Genomic DNA, 21,230 nt, shown 5'->3' with positions numbered 1-21,230 from the left:
CGGTGTTGCTGTTTTATCCCCATTAAACAACAGGTTATTGGCGTAACTTGATGTATAGCTCGCCATCGCGGATCTGAATATCTTCAACACCATCGGCAAAGGTGTTCCAAAATCCTCGGTCACCAAACTCACTGACTAAATTGACATTTTTCATATTGCCAAGCCAAGCATTGGGGATAGGTACACCCATCAGGCTAACCCCAACCAAGGCCACCACTGGCCGATGGTTTTTATCCAGATGAATATCCAACCCGGCATTTACCCGCAAAATCTCGCCTGCCATGATGGGAAAATCCTGTGGGATCGGCACTAGGATCTTGGCGCTAGCCAGATTATCGGAAAAATCGATCGCCACCCGATGTGCAAAATCAGGGCTGCGACCAATGATGGAGTTCACTTCTTTTTCGCTAAAGCTTACCTGCCGTTTAGCGTCTGACTCACGGTAAGGCTCTGGCGTTAGTTCCTGATTGGTGGATTTAGCATGCGTCTGACTACCGCCTTGCCAGCCCAACTGCTGCAATTTTATCTCTAGTTTTTGTGCTTCTTTGCCGTTCAGCGTGACTGGAGTGAGTGGCTTAGGGAAAATATAAGTACGGATCACCAGGAAACTCACACCTACGGTGATAATCACGGTGACTAATAGCAGTAATAACACCTGCATGCCAGTGAATCCCTTTTGGGCAGCGCGCGGACTTGAAACAGATGGAAGCATGACTTACCTAAGCCAAAATCAATAATGGCTTTATAGTAGCCTGACTCACACCGCTGGCATAGCCTGACGCACCAACTCAGCCTTCTGCTTTGATAATGCTGAGCCATGCCTGTTTATCTCCGGCCAGAAAGTCCGGCCAATGACTGCTGGCATAAGAGCCTTCCGACAGCGCTTTGGCCAACACCAAGGCTTGTTGATCCAGCTGTTGTTGTACTGCTGCTGTGGCACCGAGTTCCACACTCATCATGCGTTGATCGGCCTTGCGTTGCGTCAAGTCAATGTTGGTTTTCTGCAACAGATACTTAATCTCACGCTCCGGCGTTACCTGTGCCAATGCCAGCAACCAGTCTGCAACAAATTCAGATGGAGTGGCATCCCGCAACGCTTCAAGATATAACATGCGGGAAAATTCTGGCTCAGTCTTAAGCTGTGAAGTCGCCAGCCCTGCAAGAATATAAGCCTCTTTGATCTGACCATTACGTTGGGCTTGCAACAAGGTCGCTAGCGCTTGGCTGTCGCCAAAATGTACCCAGTGGTAATAAGCCAAATGTGGATTCTGGCTCCCTTTGGTTTGCTGCTGTATCTGCGCCAAAGTGAGCGATGTTAACGCGTAAGCGCGTTGTGAATTACTGGTGAGTTGCGGATTATTCACATGTTGAATACCCGCTGCGCGTTCGAGACAGCGGTTATAGGATTCAACCAACTGTAAATGCTGAAACTGCGTTTCATCCTGTTGTGCCAGCGCCGGATTTTGTTTTATCGACAAGCGTAGCGCCAGCAGCGGCTCGCGTTTTTCGCGACAGGTCGCATCAAGATCTAAATCATGGCAAATTTCTGGGGATGCCTGACAGGTCTCTGCCAGCGTACTTGGCTTAGAACAGCCACTTAACCACAAGATACATAGCCCGGTCATCACGCTATAACCGTACTTCGCTAATGTATTGTCTCTCACCATTGTGTCTTTTCCCTTTGACGAATAATCTTTGCGTTCCCGCTGGCTGCCAGTTGGCATGGCTATGGTAAATAAGCGGCCATTTTCCAGAAAACTTCAGTTTGCCCTTAATATGCCGATGAACCTCGTCCCAATGTGCGACATGCTACGGATTTTGCGTTAAAACAGCACGCACGCTAGGCATAACTAGCGCGCATGATAATTGCCTAATTTCAGATTCAAGTTCATGATGACATTATGTTTTTTCTGGGGCAATCGCATCAATGGAACTGAACTGGTCACACGCTTGTAGCACCCAAGACAACGAAGCACTCCCTGCCGACGCACTCGACCGAGCGGTCTGCATGGATGAATCACCAACGAGTCTACGAGTGCTGTTCAATAATACTAATTATTTAAACTAGAAAGCTCATCATTCGTTATCTTAACTAAACAATTAGCCCATAAAAAAGGGCCAAACGACCCTTTTAGTCAGTATTGCCGATGGCTTAACGTGGCAAGAAGCCACCATCCACAGGTAAATAAGCCCCCTTCACGAACGACCATGTTGGCGCTGACAACAGCAATAGCGCCAACAAATAGCTAATCGGCGCTATTGCCTCACAGTTTGCAGTCTCATATTCAGGTGAGCATGTCCGCCGTGATGGGCAACCGCCGAATACGTTTCCCGGTAGCGGCAAAAATTGCATTGCATAATGCCGGGATCACTGGCGGCAATGCGGGTTCCCCAGCCCGGTAGTTGGATACGCGGTTTTCAAAAACTCCACGTTAACTTCCGGCACCTCTGCCATTGTCAGCATCTTATGCTGATGATAATTCACCAGCTTGGCACCACCATCAATCGGCACCTGCTGATACAGGGCTTGCGATAATCCATCCAAAATCGACCCCTGTACCTGATGCATGGCACCGCTGGGGTTAACAATATATTGCCCCACATCGCCCACCGCCCAGATCTGGTGGATCTGCAATTTGCCTTGGTTGACACTGACTTCAACCACCTCAGCAAAATAACCTGCATGGCTGTAATAACAGGCGATACCTAAACCATGGCCATTGGCAACTTTTCGGCCCCAGCCGCTACGTTCAGCAACGGTTTGCAACACTGTGGTCATCCGCTGCGGATTGAAACTGCCGTGGTCACCCACGGGTTGTGCCAGCAACGCCAACTGCATCGCCAGCGGATCTTGCCCGGTGGCATGAGCAGCTTCATCCAACATGCTCTGGAACACCCAGGCTAACGCATTACTGCCCGGTGCCCGCAGCCAGCCGGTGGGAATATGCGCCGGGATCAGTGAGCTGCCGTATTGCAAGTTAGCGACAAAACCTGCGGGGAAGATATCACTGCTCATCTGCGCGGCTAACAAGGGACGGCCCTTTTCACCAAACGTGATAAAGTGATCTTGAAAGCCCGTCAGTTTATTTTCGGCATCCAGCGCTAATTTGAAATGGTGATAACCCGCTGGCCGATAAAAATCATGCTGAAAATCATCTTCACGCGACCACAGCAGTTTTACCGGAGCGCCGACTTCACGCGCAATCCACGCAACCTCGACCATCACATCATTGAACAGTCGCCGCCCAAAGCCGCCGCCAGAGCGCATCACATGAATGGTGATATCTTGTTCCTTGATGCCCAATACCTGAGCCACCTGCTTCTGACCACTGACCGGATTCTGCGTCGCTGCCCACAAACTGAGTTTGCCATTCTGCCATTGGGCGCTACAGTTCATCGGCTCCAACTGCCCATGAGCCACAAACGGGTAGTAATAATCTGCCTGTAAGACTTTGGCGGCACTGGCAAAACTGTGGGAAATATCGCCATCGTTACGTAATATTTGTGCCGGGGTTTGGCTTTTCAGCTCGCTGGCTACCCGGTCAAATCCAGCATTACTCTGGCCCGTGGCCTTGCTGTCGTGCCATGTAACTTGTAGCTGCTTGCGTGCTTTCTGCGCTTGCCACCAGCTCTCGGCGACAATGGCGACCCCCGCATCCAAGCCATAAAAATCACCGTTACCGGACACCACGAGCACTTTGCGCACGCCGGGGAGCTTTTCAAGCTGCGCAACATTGGCGTGTTTGACAGTGCCACCGAATACCGGGCATTTCTGATAGACCGCATACAACATGCCGGGCAACTCAACATCAATGCCAAACAAAGGTTGGCCGTTGACGATGGCATCGTTGTCCACGCCAGCGGTAAATTTACCAACAATTTGCAGCTGAGCATCGGTTTTTAGAGTGACGGCGGCTAAATCTGGCACTGGTAGTTTTGCCGCGGCGGCAGCCAATTCACCATAATCCAGACTACGACCACTGCTATGTAATATGCGCCCTTGCTGACTATGACACTCGGCCACAGGCACCTGCCACGTTGCCGCAGCGGCGAGCAACAGCAACTGCCGGGTTGCGGCACCAATACGCCGATGTTCGTCAAAATGGATTGGGGTACTGCGACTGCCACCAGCAGACTGCCGCCCATAGACATCTGGCATCACCGGAGCCTGTTCCACTTGTACCTGTTCCCAAGCAACATCCAACTCATCAGCAATCACCATCGGCAGCGATGTTTTAATCCCCTGCCCGATTTCCGGTGCAACCGCCATGATGCGGATGCTGTTATCACTGCCAATGCGGATGTAGGCATTCAGCATCCAGCTGTCTGTACTATTCATTGCGGCGGCTACGCCTTTGGGCAGGTACAACCCGACAAACAATCCGCCGCCTAAAATAGCACTGGCTTTTAAAAACGCCCGGCGCGAATAACCTGATGTTGACAGTTTAATTGCGGAATTCTGCGAAGTCATATCAACTGGCCTCCTTGTCCGTACGCTTTGCTACCTGCTGAATAGCCTGTTTGATGCGGTGATAGGTGGCACAGCGGCACAAATTACCCTTCATGCCGCTAGCAATCTGTGCATCGGTTGGCTGCGGGAACTGCCGCAACAAGGCCAGCGCTGACATCATTTGCCCCGCCTGACAATAGCCACATTGCGGCACATCGAGGATCTTCCACGCCTGTTGTAGCTGTTGCCCCAGTTCACTGTCAGCAACCCCTTCAATAGTGGTAATGGCACGCTCTTTTACCGCTGAAATCGGGGTTACACAGCTACGCACCGGCTTACCATCAAGATGTACGGTACAGGCACCACACTGCGCCATGCCGCAGCCAAACTTGGTACCTTTTAGCTTTAGCGTATCACGCAGCACCCACAATAACGGGGTATCGGCGGCCACATCTGCCTGCATCAGTTGACCGTTAATTTTCAGTTGATAACTCACTGTCATTGCCCTCCTGTCGCTGGCCTGGGCGCAGAAAACGACGAATACTACGCGATCCCTTGCTGTGTTCCGGCCAATACGGTTAATTGCTTGCTGCCAACTCAATTACTGTTTATCAGACAAGCCTGAACTTAACATTACATTTTGTTTACCCCGCCGCCAACTGCCAAGCGCCTGACTGGTCAAATTTGCCAATAACGATTAGTATCAGCCGTTAGCCAAGAAGATTAGGGAGTATCGACCTCATGGGCATCAGAGCCATTATTGTGGACACGGCAGGCACCACTACCGACCAGCATTTTATTCAGGATGTATTGTTTCCCTATTCATTAAAGGCGATTCCAGCATTTCTGGAACGTCATCAGCAGAATTTTCTGGTAGATGCTTGTATTGGCGATACCCGAGATATTGCGTTGGAAGCGGATGCCAGCCTGGCGCGGGTGGCAGAAATTCTGCAAACTTGGGTGAGGGAAGACCGCAAAGCCACACCATTAAAGACGCTGCAAGGCCTGATATGGCAGGAAGGTTATGCGCAAAATGAGTTTACCGGACATATCTATCCAGATTTTATTGAGGCGATAAAACAATACCGGGCGCAAGGTCTGCGCGTTTACAGTTTTTCCTCCGCTTCGGTTGAAGCCCAGAAATTGCTGTTCAGTCACAGTGATGGCGGCGATCTGACCGAGCTGTTCAATGGCCATTTTGATACCCGCACCGGCGGTAAACTCGATAAACAAGCCTACAGTAATATCCTCAATACCATCAGCCTGGCGCCTAAGCAGGTGCTGTTTGTGTCCGATCTGTTAGGTGAGCTAAAAGCGGCGGCAGCGGCAGGCATGCAAACTTGCCAGATGGTACGAGACAGTTCAGTAAAAACCGGGGATTATCGGCAGATCCATAGTTTCAGTGAATTGCTCATCGACTAGGAGCCGTTGCTTCTGGCATCAACGGCGACAGCTTCGGCTCTCGCCGTTGTTGTTTTAGCGATTCATCAACAACACTTGAGCCAACGGTAGGCTGTTGCTATGCTGGTGCAAAATTCAAACGAGCGTTTCATTATGACAGCCTTTACTGAGCGTTATCCCGATGCCTGTAGCATTAAAGTCACCTGGGGTGACATGGATGCACTGCAACATGTCAACAATGTGGCATATTTTCGCTACTTTGAAGATGCCAGAATCGAGTTTTTCAATCGCGAGTATCCACTCACCGAAATGTACAAACGCGGGATTGGGCCGGTGATCAGTGAAAACCACGCCAGTTATCGGCGCCCGGTGGTCTACCCAGACACGTTACTGGTTGGGATCAGCAGCAGTGACATAGGGGAAGACAGGTTTATGTTGCATTATGAAGTGTTCAGCACTCAGCAGCAGTGTGTCACGACTAGCGGCAGTTCTGTCGCGGTGATGTTTGACTTCAATCAAGGGAAGAAAACTGCCCTGCCAGCCGATTTACGCGCTATTTTGCAGCGGTTACATCAATAATCCAGTGGCGAGTACTTGCGACTCATCCGCATTTAATTACACTTGGGCCAATGCTCTTCTCTGACCAAGCTGTAGGCTGATGCCCATGAGTCCGAAAATTTTGCCCTTTCTTGGCTGTCTGTTACTGCTACTGCCAACGCTGGTGTTTGCTAAGGCCGTTCCTAAGAGCCATCAGCCGTTAGCTGCCGCCAGTGCCATGTTAGTTGATCTCAAAAGCGGTGAAGTGCTGTATCAAGACCATGCCGATGAATCCCGGCCAATTGCCTCCGTCAGCAAGTTGCTCACCGTCATGGTGGTGTTGGAAGCCAAACAGCCGCTCAATGAACGGATTGAGGTCAATGTCAACGGTATTCCGGGGATGGACAACGTGGTATCTCGGCTGCGCTTTGGCAGCACGCTACGGCGTAAAGAAGCCATCGCCTTGGCACTGATGTCGTCCGAAAATCGCGCCGCAGCAACATTGGCCCATCATTACCCTGGCGGTTTTGCCGCGTTTATCAAAGCGATGAACCACAAGGCCAAGGCGCTTGGCATGACACACAGCCATTTTGTGGAACCTACCGGGCTTTCCAGCCAAAACGTTTCCAGTGCTAGCGATCTTATCAAACTGCTGAAAGCCACCCGTGATTATCCGTTAATGGGACAACTCAGCAGTGCCAAAAATCGCAGCGTCACCTTCCAAAAGCCGCGCTACAGCTTGGCGTTTTACAACACCAATCCCTTGGTCAATAAAAAAGGCTGGAAGATCCATCTGACCAAAACCGGTTACACCGATGACGCTGGACATTGTTTGGTGATGTTGACGGAAATGGCTGGGCGACAAGTGGCATTCGTGGTGTTAGATGCGTTCGGCAAATACACCCATATCGCCGATGCCGGGCGGCTGAAACACTGGCTGAGCACGGGCAAAATCAGCAAGGTACCAGCGGATGCCTTGGCCTATAAAGCGGACAAACGGCAGTTACAGCAACAAACCGCTAAGAATCTGGAACAGGGCGATAGCATCAGCGCTACCGCCCAACCCTGATCACTTTTGTGGTTGAGTCAGTTCGCAGGGCCATAACTCCACGGTTTCCTGCTGATGATTCGGCTTGCCAATCCAATGACTCATGGGCTGACACTGGCCGTTAAAACAGATGTCATAATCACCCGCTTCTGGCGCTCGCCCTAATTTCAGCAAAGGGATTGGCGGGCGCTTCTCGTAGTAATGCCAGCTATCATCACGAAATACCGCGCCATCGGGGATCTCCATACCCGCCCCGGTGCCTTTCACTCTGGCTTCCGTCAGTTGTAGGCCTTTTGCCGTCACTTGGTAGTCCTCTTCCCAACGGATTTTTTCGACGGTATGGCGCCAACCTAAAGTGAATTCAGGCTGTGGCACACTGGCCCACAACTGCCCGGCCAACCCGAGACATAAGCCCAGCATCAACTGGCACTCCGTAACGCTGCTCGGCGGCTGAACCACCAGTGTTGCAACAGCACTAAGGCCACTAGCGCGAAACCAATCTCATCGCTCATCGGTGTGGCAAGGATCAAACTACCACCAGCAATAAAGCCCCACAGCCGTTCCCACCATTTCAATGGGCGCAACAGGAAACCGGTAAACACCGCGCCCCACAGGCCAATCGCTAACATGGCTTTAAAGACCACGTAAATGATGGCGGCAAAGCTGTCACTTTGCAGCATTAAGGCCGGTGAATATACCGACATATAAGGGATGATGAAGCCCGCGATAGCAATGCGAATCGCCCATAAACTAATCTTCAGTCCCTTTTCTTTAGCAATCGGCGCGGCGGCAAAGCAAGCCAGTGCCACTGGTGGGGTCAAGTCCGACATAATGCCAAAGTAAAACACGAACATATGCGACACGATCAGTGGCACACCTAAGTCCAGCAATGCGGGAGCAGCGATGGAGCTGGTGATGATGTAGTTGGGGATCGAGGGGATCCCCATCCCCAGCACCAAGCAGGTAATCATGGTCAGCACTAAGGACAAGAACAGGTTGCTTTGTCCCACGGCCAGAATGTAACCCGCAACGGTTGAGGCCACACCGGTAAGCGACACAATGCCGATAATCACCCCCACCAACACACAGGCTATCCCGACTGGCACCGCATGACGGGCACCATCAACCAAGGCATGCACACAAATGCGCAGCGTATCTCGGCCACCTTTAACAAACCAGCAGATCGCCACCAGCACGCCAATAACACCGAACACCACGCCAATTCCCATGCGGAAAAAGCCAGCACACATCAGCCCTAACGCTACCCAGAAGGCCACGCGTAACCACTTGGATGACACTTGCATAGCGATGGCAGAGCCGAGGATCACGATAGCGGTCAAGGATAAGCCGACCGTTCCGGAAAACAGTGGCGTACGACCAGCGAATAACAGATAAATCAGCACCGCTAACGGGAATAGCAAGTACCAGCGCTGGCTCACGGCCTTCCACGGATTAGGGCATTCCTCTTTTGGCAGGCCATGCAACCCGGCACGTTTAGCTTCAAGATGTACCATCCAGAACACCGAGCCGAAATACAACATGGCCGGCACCAGTGCCGCTTTGGCAATCTCGATAAAGGGTACATTGATAGTTTCGGCCATGATAAAGGCAACCGCGCCCATAATCGGTGGCATGATCTGGCTACCCATGCTGGAGGTTGCTTCTACGCCCCCGCGAACGCGCTGCGGTAACCAAACCGCTTCATCAACGGAATGGTAAACTGGCCGGTGGTCACCACATTGGCCACCCCTGAGCCGGTAATGGTGCCCATCAATGCTGAAGATACCACCGACACTTTGGCCGGGCCGCCGAGCTTGTGTCCGAACAAGCCCATCGCAAAATCGGTAAACAGACGGATCATCCCGGCTTGTTCTAGGAATGCGCCAAACAGGATAAACAGGAAGATATAAGTCGCCGACACATAGGTGGGGGTGCCATAGAATCCTTCAGTACCGAAAGATAATTGGTTCACTATCTGGTCAACCCCATAACCACGGTGCATCAATTCACCCGGCAGATATTGCCCCAACAACCCATAAGCCAGAAACAGGGTACAGATAAAAGGTAATGCAGGCCCCATCACCCGACGCGCGGCATCAAAGACCAATACAATCAGCATCAGCCCCATGACCATATCGGTCTGGGTCAGGTCGCCGGAGCGCTGGATCAGATCCGCTTCAAAAATCCATTGATAGGCCGCGGTAGACATGCCCGCCAACCCAAGCAACCAGCCGAGTGGTGCCCAGACCTTGTGGCCCTTAAATGTAGGATAAGTGATATAAACGATCAGCAGCAAAAAGCCCACGTGAACCGCACGCAGGACTTGGGTAGAAACCGGATGAAACGCCGCGGTGATCAGCTGAAAAGCCGAAAACAGCAGTGCTACTGTAAATAATGCTTTTGGCCACTCTGTGGTGGCTGCTTCTAAACCCTCACGGGATTCAGTCATATAGTGTGCCTCGCTACTTCAAACAACAGTGAGTCACTCCCCGACATTGCCGGGGAGTATTACCGCTTATTTCAATAAGCCCACTTCTTTGTAATAGCGTTCTGCACCAGGATGGATCGGAATGGGTGAGTTAGTCGCTTTGTCCAGAGTGATTGCCTTTGCCGCTGCGTGGGCATTACCCAGATAATCCAAGTTTTCAAACAACAACTTGGCCATCTGATACGCCACATCGTCAGAAACCGCAGTAGTGGTCACCAACAGATTCTGAATGGCGATGGTGGGCACATCGGTATCCTGACCATCATAGGTTCCGGCGGGGATCACTCCGGCCTGGAATGCCGCATTGCCAGTTTTAGCAATCACATCAGCAGGGATAGGCACAAAGTTCACTGGCATAGTGGCCGCAAGATCCCGCAGCGCCGCCATACCTAATCCAGAAGACTGTAAAGTAGCATCTAGCTGGCGGTTTTTAATCAGCTCAACTGATTCTGCATATGGCAAAAATTCTACTTTCCCCAGATCATCATAAGTCAGCCCAGCGGCGGCAAAGATCGCTCTGGCATTCAGTTCAGTACCGGATTTAGGTGCCCCCACAGATACCCGTTTGCCTTTCAGATCTGCCAGACTTTTGATACCGGCATCTTTGTTAGCCACAATCTGAATATAGTTAGGGTAAATCGCTGCCAATAAGCGCAACTTATCCAAGGGCTTTTTAAAGCCAGCTTCTGCGTCACCGTTCCAGGCAGCCGCCACTGAATCGCCAATAGAAAATGCCAGTTCCCCACGGCCAGCCTGCAACAGGTTTAAATTCTCCACTGAAGCTTTAGTGGCCTGAACCGACGTTTTTGCGCCGTCGATATGGTTACCATAGATTTGTGACAGCGCCACCCCCAGCGGATAATACACACCGCTGGTACCACCGGTGAGAATATTGATGAACTTGGGTGCTGCCCAGACTGCGGAACTGACACATACCGCAGCGATAGCCCCAATAACGCCCATTTTTCTTATCAGTTTCATTATGGTGTTCCTTGTTCAATTTGCGGCGATTGCCGACTCTCCACCTTAGCACCATTTATTGCACGGTGAAAATTCCACCGGGTGCTCATGACAAAAAATAGAGAGTAATTTTTGATTTCGCAACAAACTCAAGGAGCTACTGCATATTCCCTGAATATGTTACCTATGATTTCGCTAATATACTGACGCTTTTCTGTTTTCTAGTCATAGTGGACTATGGTCGTAGTGCTCTTAGCTGGCAGATTGTGCTGTTGTTGTCCGAGTGAAGCGCTGCGTTAACGGTCGCAGATGGCGCAGTGATAACCGTTACAACAATGCAGACAGATATTGAGCACAGGCTCAATTTTTCAGGGTGGCAAAACACGCCAATACATATTCAACGAATATCCTTACCCGCAGCGGCAGATTATTGCGCTCACGATACAACATCATCATTGTGCGTACCTTACCGTGCCACTCCGGCAACACATGCTGTATCTCTCCGGCGGCAATCATTGGCAAGGCCGCGTAATCAGGAGGTAACCTATGCCTAATCCACTCTTGACGGCGTGAACTAACAAGCCGACTTCGTCAACTTCTAAACGCACCAGCTTTTGCGGATGGTAATCAAACTCTTGCCCTGTGGTTTGATGTTGCAGATGCCACGGGATCATTGGCCGGCACAAAATAATAGGATGACCACAGAGTTTTTCCGGTGTGGTAATAGTGCTGATATCGTATGCTTTCGGCGCACACAAGATAAAACGCATCTGTTTCAACGTCCTAGCAATCCAATTTTCGACAATGGGACTGCCAACGCGAAACACCACATCCATGCCTTCGCCTTCAATATCAATCAGTGAGTTGGAGAAACACAAGTCCAGTTGGATCTCTGGATAGCGCCGCAGAAACTCATAGAAAATATCGCGCAGAAAATAAGAACCGGAATTGATAGGTGCCGACACCCGGATCTTGCCGCTGGGACGATATTTTTCACGATGTAGATCTTCGTCGATATCCAGCAGTTCCTCGAACAAGGCACTACAACGTTGGTAATACTGTGTGCCAGTGCTGGTCAACACTACCCGATGCGCATCACGGTTGAGCAGCCGCAGTTGCAGGTCACTTTCAAGCTGACGAATACGACGACTGAGGGTGGATAACGGTATGCCGAGTTGCTCGGCCGCCGCCGTAAAACTGCCCAGACGCGCAACAGTGCAAAAGCAACGTAAATCATCCAGTGAATAGTTAGATTTCATTTTTGGAATTTAAAGTCTTATTTTTGCCTGTTTATCTAATTAATGGAATCAATACACTAGCCAGACGGTTTTCACAAGTTCTTTGGAGTAGGCGATGAAGTCAGACTCTATGCTCAAGGCGGTTGCGCTATTGATTTTATGTGCGTTCTTTTGGGGAAGCTGTTTTCCCATCGGCAAGCATGCATTAAATGAAGTGCATCCACTGACGCTGATACTATGGCGTTTTATATTAGCGACACTCTGTTTGGCGATTTATCTGCAATTCACCCGCAGCAGCAAACCTCATTTGACGGTTATGCAATGGGGCTGGGTGGTTATTGTCAGCGCTATCGGTATAGGCGGACTTAATCTCGGCTTATTTACCGGATTGACCCTTACTAACGCCACTAATGGTTCATTGATTATGGCATTAAGCCCGCTAACCACCTCGCTGATTACCAGCATCGCGCTACGGCGTTTGCCAGCGTTGGCTCAGATAGTGAGTCTGCTCGTCAGTCTCACCGGCGTGCTGCTAGTGATCACTAACGGCAACTTGGCCAGCCTTGCGCACATGCAACTGAACCGCGGTGACCAAATGATTTTCTGTGGCATGTTAGCCTGGAGTCTATACACCTATTTCAGCCAAGGTATCAGCCGTTGGCTGGCGGTAATCCCTTATACACTCATTGGGATGATCTGTGGCGCGCTGGCGATTGGCACCATGATCATGTTCACCCCTGAGGTTAACCCCTTGACCGAACTTACGCATGCCTCAACAGTGGTGATCAGCGAGGTTTTCTATGTAGCGATTTTGGGTACGGTGGCCGGTTACTTGTTGTGGATCAATGGGGTACGTAGTTTAGGTTCAGCAACGGCATCGCTATTTTTCAATTTTGTACCGATATTTGCCGTGCTCACCGCCTTTTTGATGGGGCAGCCGGTAACCCAGTTGCAGCTGTTGGGGATTGCCGTGGTGATTGTTGGCTTGCTGTTGCCACGCCTGAAATTACCACAACGGACAGCGCAGTCCTGTAATTCATAGCACCGCTGGAGTTGCGGCAATACGCTTTAGCCGCTGCGACTACTTTGTACTTGAACTACACCGAGGAGAGCAGGGAGTGCTTTGAAAATAGTGTCATAAAAATAGGCATCATAAAGATGCCTATTTTTATATCTTGCTTAATCGTTATTAACGATAGATATCGTCGCTAGATGTTATTATTTAGCAGTAAATTCATCTTATCAATGAAATATAAACGGCTGACTATTAGCTAAAATGAATAAGTCACTGATATCCCCATATTACGAGGATCGGCAACAGAGGCATATCCGGTAGGATAGCGGCCATCAGGTGCGGTGCGACTCATCACCGCCAATTCATCAAAGGCGTTATTCACAAATGCGGTAACTTGCCAATCCGCCGATTTATAGCTGGCTTGCACACGTACCAGTGTATAATCACCGGCCTTGTTACCCTCAGTATTAGTAAAGTCACCATAGTATTCGCCAACATAGTTAGCAGATACACCCGCGCTAAACTCATTGGTTAGCCAATAAGTGAAGCCAAGATTGCCTGTGAATTTAGGCGCATTATTTAACTCATTGCCGTTGGCCGTTTGATACTCGGCGCCCGCATCTTTAATCTCACTATGCAATACCCCAACACCTGCATTCATCTGCAAGGCATCGGTTAGATCGGCATTGATGCCCAGTTCAGCACCATAGGTCACCACATTATCCATATTGGTGATGTAGCGACTTGAGTTAAGTGATTGAAAGCCATCGTAATCGTTGTAGAACAGGTTCGCCGTCAGAAACAGATCACCATCCAGCAAGGCACTACGGCTACTGAGCTCATAGGTCATCACCTCCTCTTCGTCGTAGTAATAGTAATCTTGTGCGGTAAAGTTCAGCGCACCACCGCCGGCGTTGTAGCCTTTGCGCGCGCTCAACGCCAACGTCGTCGCGTCAGTGATGGCATATTGCAGCTCCAACTTTGGCAGGAAAATATTGGTGTCTTTATCAAGATTGGCGTCGATAGCGCCATAGATAAAGTGACGCGTTTGCGACTCGCGCTCTAAGCGAGCACCAGTTAACAGATTCAGTTTATCGGTGAGCGTAAAGGTCACTTCACCATAAGCTGCCAAAGAATCACTTGAGTCGTCACCAGTGTAGGCGGTTGAGCCAATACTGAGAATGTCATGCTCACGTTTGAAATAATCTAAACCGACAAAACCAAAAGCAGCATCACCACGTCGGTTGAAAGACAACTTGGCATCCACGGTGTAGTTGTCTTCATCAAAGCTAAGTATCTGCTTTTCCGCTTCAGTTTCATCGTAGCTATCAAAGCCCCAGTGATAGTCCATGTAGGCAGTTAACACTTCCAAGCGCAGATCGTCGCTAAATTCGTAATCAGTTGTTAGGCTAGTGGTTTTCACGCGGGTTTTAATGTCGCGAAAGTAGATACGATTGAACTGCGACAGGTCATCCGCCTTGTAAAAGATACGGCCCACATCGCCCTTTTCATCGCTATCGGAATAGCTCAACAACATCGATAGTTTATCGATTGGTGTCCACTTTAGTTTGGTGCGCACATGGGTGGCTTTCACTTTATCCAAGTCATAATCCGGCGGATTACCTTGATAACCGCTATCGTCGGTAATGGTATTGCCATTGAGTTGTTGCGCACTCACTCTGAACGACAAAGTATCAGTCACCAACGGCCCAGACAGCGCCACTGATGTATCAACGTAGCTGTCTTGATTGCGATAACCTATGCGTGCCGCACCATGCCAGTCTTCAGTCGGGTCTTTGGTTTTGATGTAGATCGCCCCCGCCATACTGTTACGGCCGTTGCTGGTAGATTGCGGACCACGATAGATCTCCATCTGCTCCATATCCCACAAGCCCATATCGCCACTATTGTCTGCGACAAAAGGTTGCGCCACCCCATCGACAAGGATCGATACGCGCCCTTTGGCACCACCAGAAATGGAGTTAAATCCGCCCGCTGAACCGTTACCACTGACACCACGAATATCAGGCAATGAGCCAGCAACTGCCACCACGTTCGGAATTTCAGATACCGCTTCTGTCACTGATTTGTATTCGGTACTGTTCAAAATCTCTTCTGACAATACCGCGACAGATGAACTGGTTTCTTTGAGTGATTTAGGCGCTTTCTCACCAATCACAACGATTTTTTCAATCGATTTTACATCGGTAGTCGCCGCATCATCGGCCAAAGCCCATTGGCTAATAAAGACGGCAGATATCGCCATAGCAAGCGGCAGCTTTTGGTATTGCTGGGGTTTTATCATCAGTTCCAACCTATCTGTTTTGATCTATTTAAGCCTGTTCCAACCAAACAGCAGAAATGGACTACTGAACACCACCATGAAGGAAAGACTTATTTATATTTAAATCAATTTGTTAAATGACATTCATCATTAAACAGCCAATTAAGGTTGGAAGTGACTCTAGCTTTGACGCACACAAGTGTAAATGAGTTTAATTCTCATTTGTGATCATATACACAGATAATCAGCAAATTACGTCGCCATTTACATTTGCCCTTCAGTATTTCCCTGAATCACAGCATCCACCGGCTTAAACCAGCAAGTAACTGGCGGAACCGGGGAGATAGGAAAGCGACTGGCTCGCTTCAATCATAAAAAAGGCTGCAAAAGCAGCCTTTTCAAATTACCTAGAGATTAATGCCCATACATGGCATTAATTTCATTCGCGTATTTATGGTAGATCATCTTACGCCGCAGTTTCAGCGTTGGAGTAATCAACCCAGCTTCCATGGAGAAAGCTTCTGGTAGCAAGGTAAACTTCTTGATCTGCTCGAAACCTGCCAAACCTTGCTGTAGTTGTTTCAGGCGCTCGTCAAAATGCGCCAGCACCTGGGAATGACGGATCAGTTCCACCGGTGATTCATAGCTCAGCCCTTTCTGCTTTGCCCAAGCTTCCAGTGCTTCAAAGGCGGGCACAATCAGCGCAGTCACGTAGTTTCTGGCATCAGCAATAATGGCCACTTGTTCAATGAAGGGGCAGCAACCTACTTTGCCTTCAACCCGTTGTGGCGCAATGTACTTACCGTTAGAGGTTTTCATCAGCTCTTTCAAACGGTCGGTAATAAACAGATTACCATTGGCGTCCAACTGCCCGACATCACCGGTTTTCAACCAGCCATCTTCAAATACTTCGGCGGTATCCTGCGGCCGGTTAAAGTAACCGCGCATCACGGTATCACCACGCACTAGGATTTCATTGTCGGTGCCTAAGCGTACTTCTACTTCATCCAGCGGTTTACCGTTAGCGCCAGGCACCCGGTTATCTGGACTACAGCAAGCTACTGTCGCCGTGGTTTCGGTCATGCCATAGCCCACCAGCAACGGCACATTAATGGCGGCAAAGAAGGCACTGACATGCGGATCCAGCGCTGCGCCACCACAAGGCATGTACTTAATGTTGCCCCCAGCGCCTGATGTAACTTGCTGTACACCAAGCGGTTTGCCAGTAACCACTGCGCTTTCAGCCACCAACTGCCTTTGGCTCGGCCTTGGGACGCTTCAAATTGCCGCTGACCCACAGCTAATGCCCAAGCAAATAATTTACGACTGAAGGCTGGCGCTTTGGAAAGTTTGTCCTGCACCGCACTGTAGACTTTTTCAAGAAATCTTGGCACCACGCACACCGCATCGGGTTTTACGGCCACTAAGGCTTCTTTTACTTTGTGGGTATCAGACAGGTAGACATTACGGCCCCCTGACTCAGCACATAGAAACTCCAGCCACGCTCGTAAACATGGCTCAGGGGCAGAAAGACTAAAGATACCTGATCACGATTAAATGGCACCCGTTGATGGTGCTGCCGCATCGCCGAAGCAATATTACGCTGATCCAGCATCACCCCTTTCGGGTCGCCAGTAGTACCTGAGGTATAAATCAGCGTCATCAGGTCATCCAGTTGGCTCTGAGCCAACCGTTGTTGCAATTCAGGATGTGGTTGTCCAGCCTCTTCGCTGATCATCTTATCCAGGTAGAAATGGCTGAAAGATATCAGTTCAACGCTATTATCGAACACAATCAACTGCTGCAAGCTTGGACACAACTGCTGTAGCTTGCAGGCCATATGATACTGTTCATTATTGGCGACACACAGCACTTTGGCGCCCGCGTCACGGATGATATACGCGGCCTGTTCCAAAGTGGAGGTAGGATAGATGGGCACCAATACGCCACGCGCCTTGATAGTCGCCACGTCAATACATGTCCACTGTGGACAGTTGTTAGACAAAATAGCAACCCGATCTTGCACCTCAAGACCGCTATCAATCAGCGCTGCCGCCAGTTGATCTGTGATATTTTTGAATTGATTCCAGCTGACCTTATTCCAAGGTGCCGCTGTTTCAAAGCCTTCCAGGGCAATTTTATCCTGTTGTACCTGCACCTGATGGTCCAGCAACCTGATAATCTGATACTGCTCAAGGGACATAGTGTAACTTACCTTTTAGCTTACAGCTGTTTCGCTTTTCCTCATTTTAACCCAAGCGCAAGGCAAGCATAAATACTTTTGCTGCAATATCAGACTATCGTCCTATGGCAGCAAACGATTACAGTAGTGCAGACGGTGAATTTCAGAGGCGTTGCACATCCACTGAAACATTGAGTTTTTGGCTGTCACCACCATCAAAAATAACCCCTTGCAGTGGTGACACATCGGCATAATCACGGCCCCAGGCGGTGATGATATGCTGCCCATTCGGCATCAGGTCGTTCGTGGGATCGAACTCCACCCAACCTAACTCAGGCACAAAGATGGCAAACCAGGCGTGAGAAGCATCAGCGCCTACCAATTTTTCCTGTCCGGGTGGCGGTAAGGTTTCCAGATAACCACTGATATAACGTGCGGGTAAACCTACTGAACGGATACAGGAAATCGCAAAATGGGCAAAGTCCTGACACACACCGCGCCGTTCTTCTAACACCTGCTCCGCTGGGGTGCTGATGCTGGTCGCAGTGGCATCAAAGGTGAATTCTTGGAAGATTTTATGGGTAAAGTCCAGCGCCGCCTGCAATACCGAGACGTTATCAGCAAAGGTATCCGCGGCATACGCCGCCAGCTTGGCAGAGCGGTGGATATGGGTGGAATCCAGCAGATATTCTTTCACCATCCGCAATTCGGCCGTATCCGCATGCGCCAACTGTTGCCGCAGTTCGCCACAAGTGGGCACCTGTAAGCTCAGTTGGTTAGGCAAATCCTGTTCATCGATATCAAAAATACTTTCCACTTCAATGACGAGCTTTTTATGGGCTTCCTGAATGGAAAAATAAAAGGTTTCGTTACCGAAATAATCTTCTCCGGCGCTCTGATAGATAGGGGTTGGCGTAACCTTGATATTCCGGCTGAGACAGTGCTGTTTCTGCGTATCTCTGGGCAACAGATGGGTCATGTTGTAGCACAGCGTTACTGGTGCTGCGTACCGATATTCGGTCAGATGTCGTACCCGGTATCTCATAGCTCGGCCTTCCATTTGGCTTTGATCAGTTGCTGTGGCCCAGCAGTGTGATCAAAGTATTTATCACTGAGTAACGAGGTAAACTGCTCAAGTTGCTCAATAATCTGGCTCATCAGCTGTTGCAGGCTAGCACGGCTGTGCTGACGGTGATCAACATGGGCTAACTGCGCCAGATCTGCCAGTTGGATATCGTTCAACGATTTGATGATCAGGCGGTTTTCTGGTGACAACCCCGAGGTCAAACTTTCGGTGCGTGGTAGCTCATTGAGGTATTTGCGCAATTGATTGATTTGATAAATCAGCGACCTGGGATTGGACAGATCTATCATCAACAGATCCAGCCCAAACTCGATGCGGGTGCCGGTACGATAACGGCGGCGGAAGGAGATCAACGCTTCCACACTCAACAGCAGCGATTCCAGGATCAACTGCTGCTGCATCCCCGGCAAAGGGCTACCCAGCGTAGCTTTGAGTAATGTTGCCGTCAGTAACGCCCGCTCGGTACGGCGGCCGATTTCCTGGAACATCCAGTCCATGCCACGCAACATGCTTTCATTATTCAGGCCGGATAGCGCCAGCAAAGTCGTGACCAGACTGTCCAGCGATTCCTCTGGCACCGACGGCAAGCCATGAGTGTAAGCGCGGTCAACCTCATGAATATGGTCACGCAATTCGTTGAGAATAATGCGGGTATCGGCCGACAGCATCTCTTTGACCTGCTCACCACAGGCCAACATCGCTTGCAAGTTAGCCTTAATCGACCCGGCTCGCTCATGATCTGTCACCAATGCGGCCAGTTCATCATTGGGGTTTTCCAGCAATTCTTCGTTTTCAGTAAATCCCGGTAAACAGCCACTGACTTGCGACAGCGCTTGCAACAGGATATTACGACTTTCTGGCGGTAATGGTTCCACGCCGTTGAGCTGCTTAAAAATGGTGCGCATCAAACGCAGGCTCACCTCTGCCCGCTCGGCGTACCGGCCAAACCAGAATAGGTTTTCAATTACCCGACTAGGCAAATTGGTGACCTGCGCTTCATCACGCGGGAATTCTGTTACCGCAGATTGTTCCACCTCCGGCTTGTCACTCAAGATCCAGGTGTCTTTACTGCGCGAACCCGATAACTTAGTGACAATCACTTCGGCGGTAGATTCTGCCACCCGGCTAAGGCCACCAGGCATCACGCTATAACCGTTATTGGTCGCCACGGTAAAGGTGCGCAAAATTCCCGGGCGGCCATCCAGCCGTTGCCCCTGCCAAATAGGCGCTTGTGAACCTGGGATATAACACTGCGCCACATAACCTGCTGGATTTTTTGCCAGCATTGCCAAGGTTTCCGCCCGTGCTTTAGCATCGAGACTGTGGCCATAAATACTTTTGCTGGCAAAACTGCGATAAGTAGGTTTGATGATCAGTTGATCCAGATGATTGATGACATAGTCGTAATCCTGTGGATTGCCACCCCACCAAGTGCGTACCGAGGGCAGTTGTAACGGTTGCCCCAAGAGGAACTGGCAGATATCCGGCAAAAATGCCAACAACCCAGGCGCTTCCAGCACCCCACTACCCAATGGATTGGCTAGCACCACATTGCCGTTACGCGCCACTTCCAACAACCCGGGAACCCCGAGCATGGAGTCAGCGCGTAACTCCGCCTGATCGCAAAAAGAGTCGTCCAGCCGCCGCAAAATCACATCCACTGGCGACAAGCCGTTAAGGGATTTCATCCACACCTTGCCGTTACGCACGGTCAGATCGCCGCCCTGCACCAGCGGATATCCCAAATAGTTAGCAAGATAGGCATGTTCAAAATAAGTGCTGCTGTAGGCACCTGGCGTGAGCACCACCACCCGCGGGGTATCGGTTTTATGGCTCACTAATCCCGCAAGGGTTTGCCTTAGTGTCTGGAAAAAAGCAGAGAGCCGTAACACATTGCTGTCGCGAAATAGCCCCGGCATCACCCGTGACACTACCGTGCGGTTTTCCAGCGCATAGCCGCTACCACTGGGGGATTGGGTGCGATCGCCTATCGCCACAAACTGACCATTTTCACCGCGAACTAAGTCTACTGCATGCAATATCAAAGCCTTAGCACCCGGCAGGTGCATACCATGACATTGTCGTAGAAAACCGGGATCGGCAAAGACTATTTCTGACGGCACAATCCCTTGCTTCAGCAACTGTTGTTCACCGTATAAGTCGCGGTAGATAAGTTCGAACAATGTCGAACGCTGCGCCAGCCCCGTTCAATGAACGCCCATTCAGCACTGGTAATCACATTAGGGATGATATCCAGTGACCAGACACTGGGTGACAAGGGGTCATTATTCAGGTCATAGGTCGCACCGTCATCTCGCAGAATGCGTTGCGCGCGGCGATAACGGTCATCCATGCCATCAGCGCCTAACCGACCTATGTGCTCCAGCAACTGTTGCCAATGAGCACGGGGCTGCCGCCCTTCATCAAAGGCTTCGTCAAAGGCCGCTTCAGGCTTGACGTAAGGCGCATTCGGCACCGGTTGAGTTTCCGGCGCCGAGTTCTTGGCTAAAGGCGAACGCATCAGTTAACAGCTTACTCCAGCA

At 50.3% G+C, this 21,230-nt stretch carries 16 protein-coding genes and 2 pseudogenes; 4 read left to right on the top strand and 14 right to left on the bottom strand.

Annotated elements, in window-relative coordinates; translation table 11 throughout:
- Positions 1 to 34: 34 nt before the first annotated feature.
- The 4 genes from KHX94_RS09395 to KHX94_RS09380 all read right to left on the bottom strand — a co-directional run bounded on the left by KHX94_RS09395 (position 35) and on the right by KHX94_RS09380 (position 4,952).
- Positions 35 to 712 (bottom strand): arginine N-succinyltransferase, encoded by a 678-nt coding sequence (locus KHX94_RS09395; RefSeq protein ID WP_213683189.1) that lies wholly within the window; start codon positions 710 to 712, stop codon positions 35 to 37.
- A gap of 76 nt (positions 713 to 788) precedes the next feature.
- Positions 789 to 1,667, bottom strand: a complete 879-nt coding sequence (locus KHX94_RS09390; RefSeq protein WP_213683188.1) for a DUF2989 domain-containing protein — start codon at positions 1,665 to 1,667, stop codon at positions 789 to 791.
- 701 nt (positions 1,668 to 2,368) lie between these two features.
- Positions 2,369 to 4,471 carry a xanthine dehydrogenase family protein molybdopterin-binding subunit gene (locus tag KHX94_RS09385; RefSeq protein WP_213683187.1) on the bottom strand — a complete coding sequence of 701 codons (2,103 nt, stop codon included), beginning with the start codon at positions 4,469 to 4,471 and terminating at the stop codon, positions 2,369 to 2,371.
- Between the two features lies 1 nt (position 4,472).
- On the bottom strand, positions 4,473 to 4,952 hold the full coding sequence (locus tag KHX94_RS09380; RefSeq protein WP_213683186.1) for a (2Fe-2S)-binding protein: 480 nt from the start codon (positions 4,950 to 4,952) through the stop codon (positions 4,473 to 4,475).
- 239 nt (positions 4,953 to 5,191) lie between these two features.
- Here KHX94_RS09380 and mtnC point away from each other — a divergent pair, with 239 nt between their 5' ends.
- The 3 genes from mtnC (at position 5,192) to pbpG (ending at position 7,457) form a co-directional block, all read left to right on the top strand.
- Positions 5,192 to 5,872 carry an acireductone synthase gene (gene mtnC, locus KHX94_RS09375; RefSeq protein WP_213683185.1) on the top strand — a complete coding sequence of 227 codons (681 nt, stop codon included), beginning with the start codon at positions 5,192 to 5,194 and terminating at the stop codon, positions 5,870 to 5,872.
- A gap of 132 nt (positions 5,873 to 6,004) precedes the next feature.
- Positions 6,005 to 6,430, top strand: a complete 426-nt coding sequence (locus tag KHX94_RS09370) for an acyl-CoA thioesterase (RefSeq protein WP_213683391.1) — start codon at positions 6,005 to 6,007, stop codon at positions 6,428 to 6,430.
- An 85-nt stretch (positions 6,431 to 6,515) separates the two neighbouring features.
- The gene (gene pbpG / locus KHX94_RS09365; protein WP_213683184.1) at positions 6,516 to 7,457 is read left to right on the top strand and encodes a D-alanyl-D-alanine endopeptidase; all 942 of its coding nucleotides are present in this window, start codon (positions 6,516 to 6,518) and stop codon (positions 7,455 to 7,457) included.
- Here pbpG and KHX94_RS09360 read toward each other — a convergent pair whose 3' ends face one another.
- The 5 genes and pseudogenes from KHX94_RS09360 to KHX94_RS09345 form a co-directional block, all read right to left on the bottom strand.
- The gene (locus tag KHX94_RS09360; protein ID WP_213683390.1) at positions 7,458 to 7,856 is read right to left on the bottom strand and encodes a DUF1850 domain-containing protein; all 399 of its coding nucleotides are present in this window, start codon (positions 7,854 to 7,856) and stop codon (positions 7,458 to 7,460) included.
- Positions 7,856 to 9,885, bottom strand: a pseudogene (locus KHX94_RS09355) (TRAP transporter permease). The gene KHX94_RS09360 and the pseudogene KHX94_RS09355 overlap by 1 nt, the downstream one beginning before the upstream one ends.
- 66 nt (positions 9,886 to 9,951) lie before the next feature.
- Complete coding sequence (locus KHX94_RS09350; RefSeq protein WP_213683183.1) at positions 9,952 to 10,905, bottom strand: TAXI family TRAP transporter solute-binding subunit; 954 nt, start codon at positions 10,903 to 10,905, stop codon at positions 9,952 to 9,954.
- 339 nt (positions 10,906 to 11,244) lie between these two features.
- The gene (locus KHX94_RS20390; RefSeq protein WP_244859391.1) at positions 11,245 to 11,400 is read right to left on the bottom strand and encodes a type 2 periplasmic-binding domain-containing protein; all 156 of its coding nucleotides are present in this window, start codon (positions 11,398 to 11,400) and stop codon (positions 11,245 to 11,247) included.
- Positions 11,397 to 12,143, bottom strand: coding sequence for a LysR family transcriptional regulator (locus tag KHX94_RS09345; RefSeq protein ID WP_244859390.1), 747 nt, complete (start codon positions 12,141 to 12,143; stop codon positions 11,397 to 11,399). The genes KHX94_RS20390 and KHX94_RS09345 overlap by 4 nt, the downstream gene beginning before the upstream one ends.
- Positions 12,144 to 12,237: 94 nt before the next feature.
- Between KHX94_RS09345 and KHX94_RS09340 the strand changes: the two genes are divergently transcribed.
- Positions 12,238 to 13,164 (top strand): DMT family transporter, encoded by a 927-nt coding sequence (locus tag KHX94_RS09340; protein WP_213683182.1) that lies wholly within the window; start codon positions 12,238 to 12,240, stop codon positions 13,162 to 13,164.
- 229 nt (positions 13,165 to 13,393) lie between these two features.
- Here the strand turns inward: KHX94_RS09340 and KHX94_RS09335 are convergent, their stop codons facing one another.
- From KHX94_RS09335 to KHX94_RS09315, 5 genes and pseudogenes are all read right to left on the bottom strand, one after another.
- Positions 13,394 to 15,442: a TonB-dependent receptor gene (locus KHX94_RS09335; RefSeq protein ID WP_283105097.1), complete on the bottom strand. Its 2,049-nt coding sequence runs from the start codon at positions 15,440 to 15,442 to the stop codon at positions 13,394 to 13,396.
- 393 nt (positions 15,443 to 15,835) lie between these two features.
- Positions 15,836 to 17,624, bottom strand: a pseudogene (locus tag KHX94_RS09330) (AMP-dependent synthetase/ligase).
- A gap of 142 nt (positions 17,625 to 17,766) precedes the next feature.
- Positions 17,767 to 18,648 carry a transglutaminase family protein gene (locus KHX94_RS09325; RefSeq protein WP_213683181.1) on the bottom strand — a complete coding sequence of 294 codons (882 nt, stop codon included), beginning with the start codon at positions 18,646 to 18,648 and terminating at the stop codon, positions 17,767 to 17,769.
- Complete coding sequence (locus tag KHX94_RS09320) at positions 18,645 to 20,870, bottom strand: circularly permuted type 2 ATP-grasp protein (RefSeq protein ID WP_213683180.1); 2,226 nt, start codon at positions 20,868 to 20,870, stop codon at positions 18,645 to 18,647. Before KHX94_RS09320 ends, KHX94_RS09325 begins: the two co-directional genes overlap by 4 nt.
- Positions 20,822 to 21,208: a hypothetical protein gene (locus KHX94_RS09315; RefSeq protein WP_213683179.1), complete on the bottom strand. Its 387-nt coding sequence runs from the start codon at positions 21,206 to 21,208 to the stop codon at positions 20,822 to 20,824. The genes KHX94_RS09320 and KHX94_RS09315 overlap by 49 nt, the downstream gene beginning before the upstream one ends.
- Positions 21,209 to 21,230 lie beyond the last annotated feature (22 nt).

The organism is Shewanella dokdonensis, from assembly GCF_018394335.1.
In the GTDB taxonomy this organism is placed as follows: Bacteria; Pseudomonadota; Gammaproteobacteria; order Enterobacterales; family Shewanellaceae; genus Shewanella; species Shewanella dokdonensis.
This window is presented reverse-complemented; position numbering and strand designations above follow the sequence as displayed.

Bases quoted from the DNA above. Each gene is read 5' to 3' on its own strand.
- KHX94_RS09345 (WP_244859390.1), bottom strand. From the start codon at position 12,143: ATGAAATCTAACTATTCACTGGATGATTTACGTTGCTTTTGCACTGTT.
- KHX94_RS09315 (WP_213683179.1), bottom strand. From the start codon at position 21,208: ATGCGTTCGCCTTTAGCCAAGAACTCGGCGCCGGAAACTCAACCGGTG.
- pbpG (WP_213683184.1), top strand. From the start codon at position 6,516: ATGAGTCCGAAAATTTTGCCCTTTCTTGGCTGTCTGTTACTGCTACTG.
- KHX94_RS20390 (WP_244859391.1), bottom strand. From the start codon at position 11,400: ATGATTGCCGCCGGAGAGATACAGCATGTGTTGCCGGAGTGGCACGGT.
- KHX94_RS09385 (WP_213683187.1), bottom strand. From the start codon at position 4,471: ATGACTTCGCAGAATTCCGCAATTAAACTGTCAACATCAGGTTATTCG.
- KHX94_RS09350 (WP_213683183.1), bottom strand. From the start codon at position 10,905: ATGAAACTGATAAGAAAAATGGGCGTTATTGGGGCTATCGCTGCGGTA.
- KHX94_RS09325 (WP_213683181.1), bottom strand. From the start codon at position 18,648: ATGAGATACCGGGTACGACATCTGACCGAATATCGGTACGCAGCACCA.
- KHX94_RS09380 (WP_213683186.1), bottom strand. From the start codon at position 4,952: ATGACAGTGAGTTATCAACTGAAAATTAACGGTCAACTGATGCAGGCA.
- KHX94_RS09335 (WP_283105097.1), bottom strand. From the start codon at position 15,442: ATGATAAAACCCCAGCAATACCAAAAGCTGCCGCTTGCTATGGCGATA.
- mtnC (WP_213683185.1), top strand. From the start codon at position 5,192: ATGGGCATCAGAGCCATTATTGTGGACACGGCAGGCACCACTACCGAC.
- KHX94_RS09360 (WP_213683390.1), bottom strand. From the start codon at position 7,856: ATGCTGGGCTTATGTCTCGGGTTGGCCGGGCAGTTGTGGGCCAGTGTG.
- KHX94_RS09370 (WP_213683391.1), top strand. From the start codon at position 6,005: ATGACAGCCTTTACTGAGCGTTATCCCGATGCCTGTAGCATTAAAGTC.
- KHX94_RS09390 (WP_213683188.1), bottom strand. From the start codon at position 1,667: ATGGTGAGAGACAATACATTAGCGAAGTACGGTTATAGCGTGATGACC.
- KHX94_RS09340 (WP_213683182.1), top strand. From the start codon at position 12,238: ATGAAGTCAGACTCTATGCTCAAGGCGGTTGCGCTATTGATTTTATGT.
- KHX94_RS09395 (WP_213683189.1), bottom strand. From the start codon at position 712: ATGCTTCCATCTGTTTCAAGTCCGCGCGCTGCCCAAAAGGGATTCACT.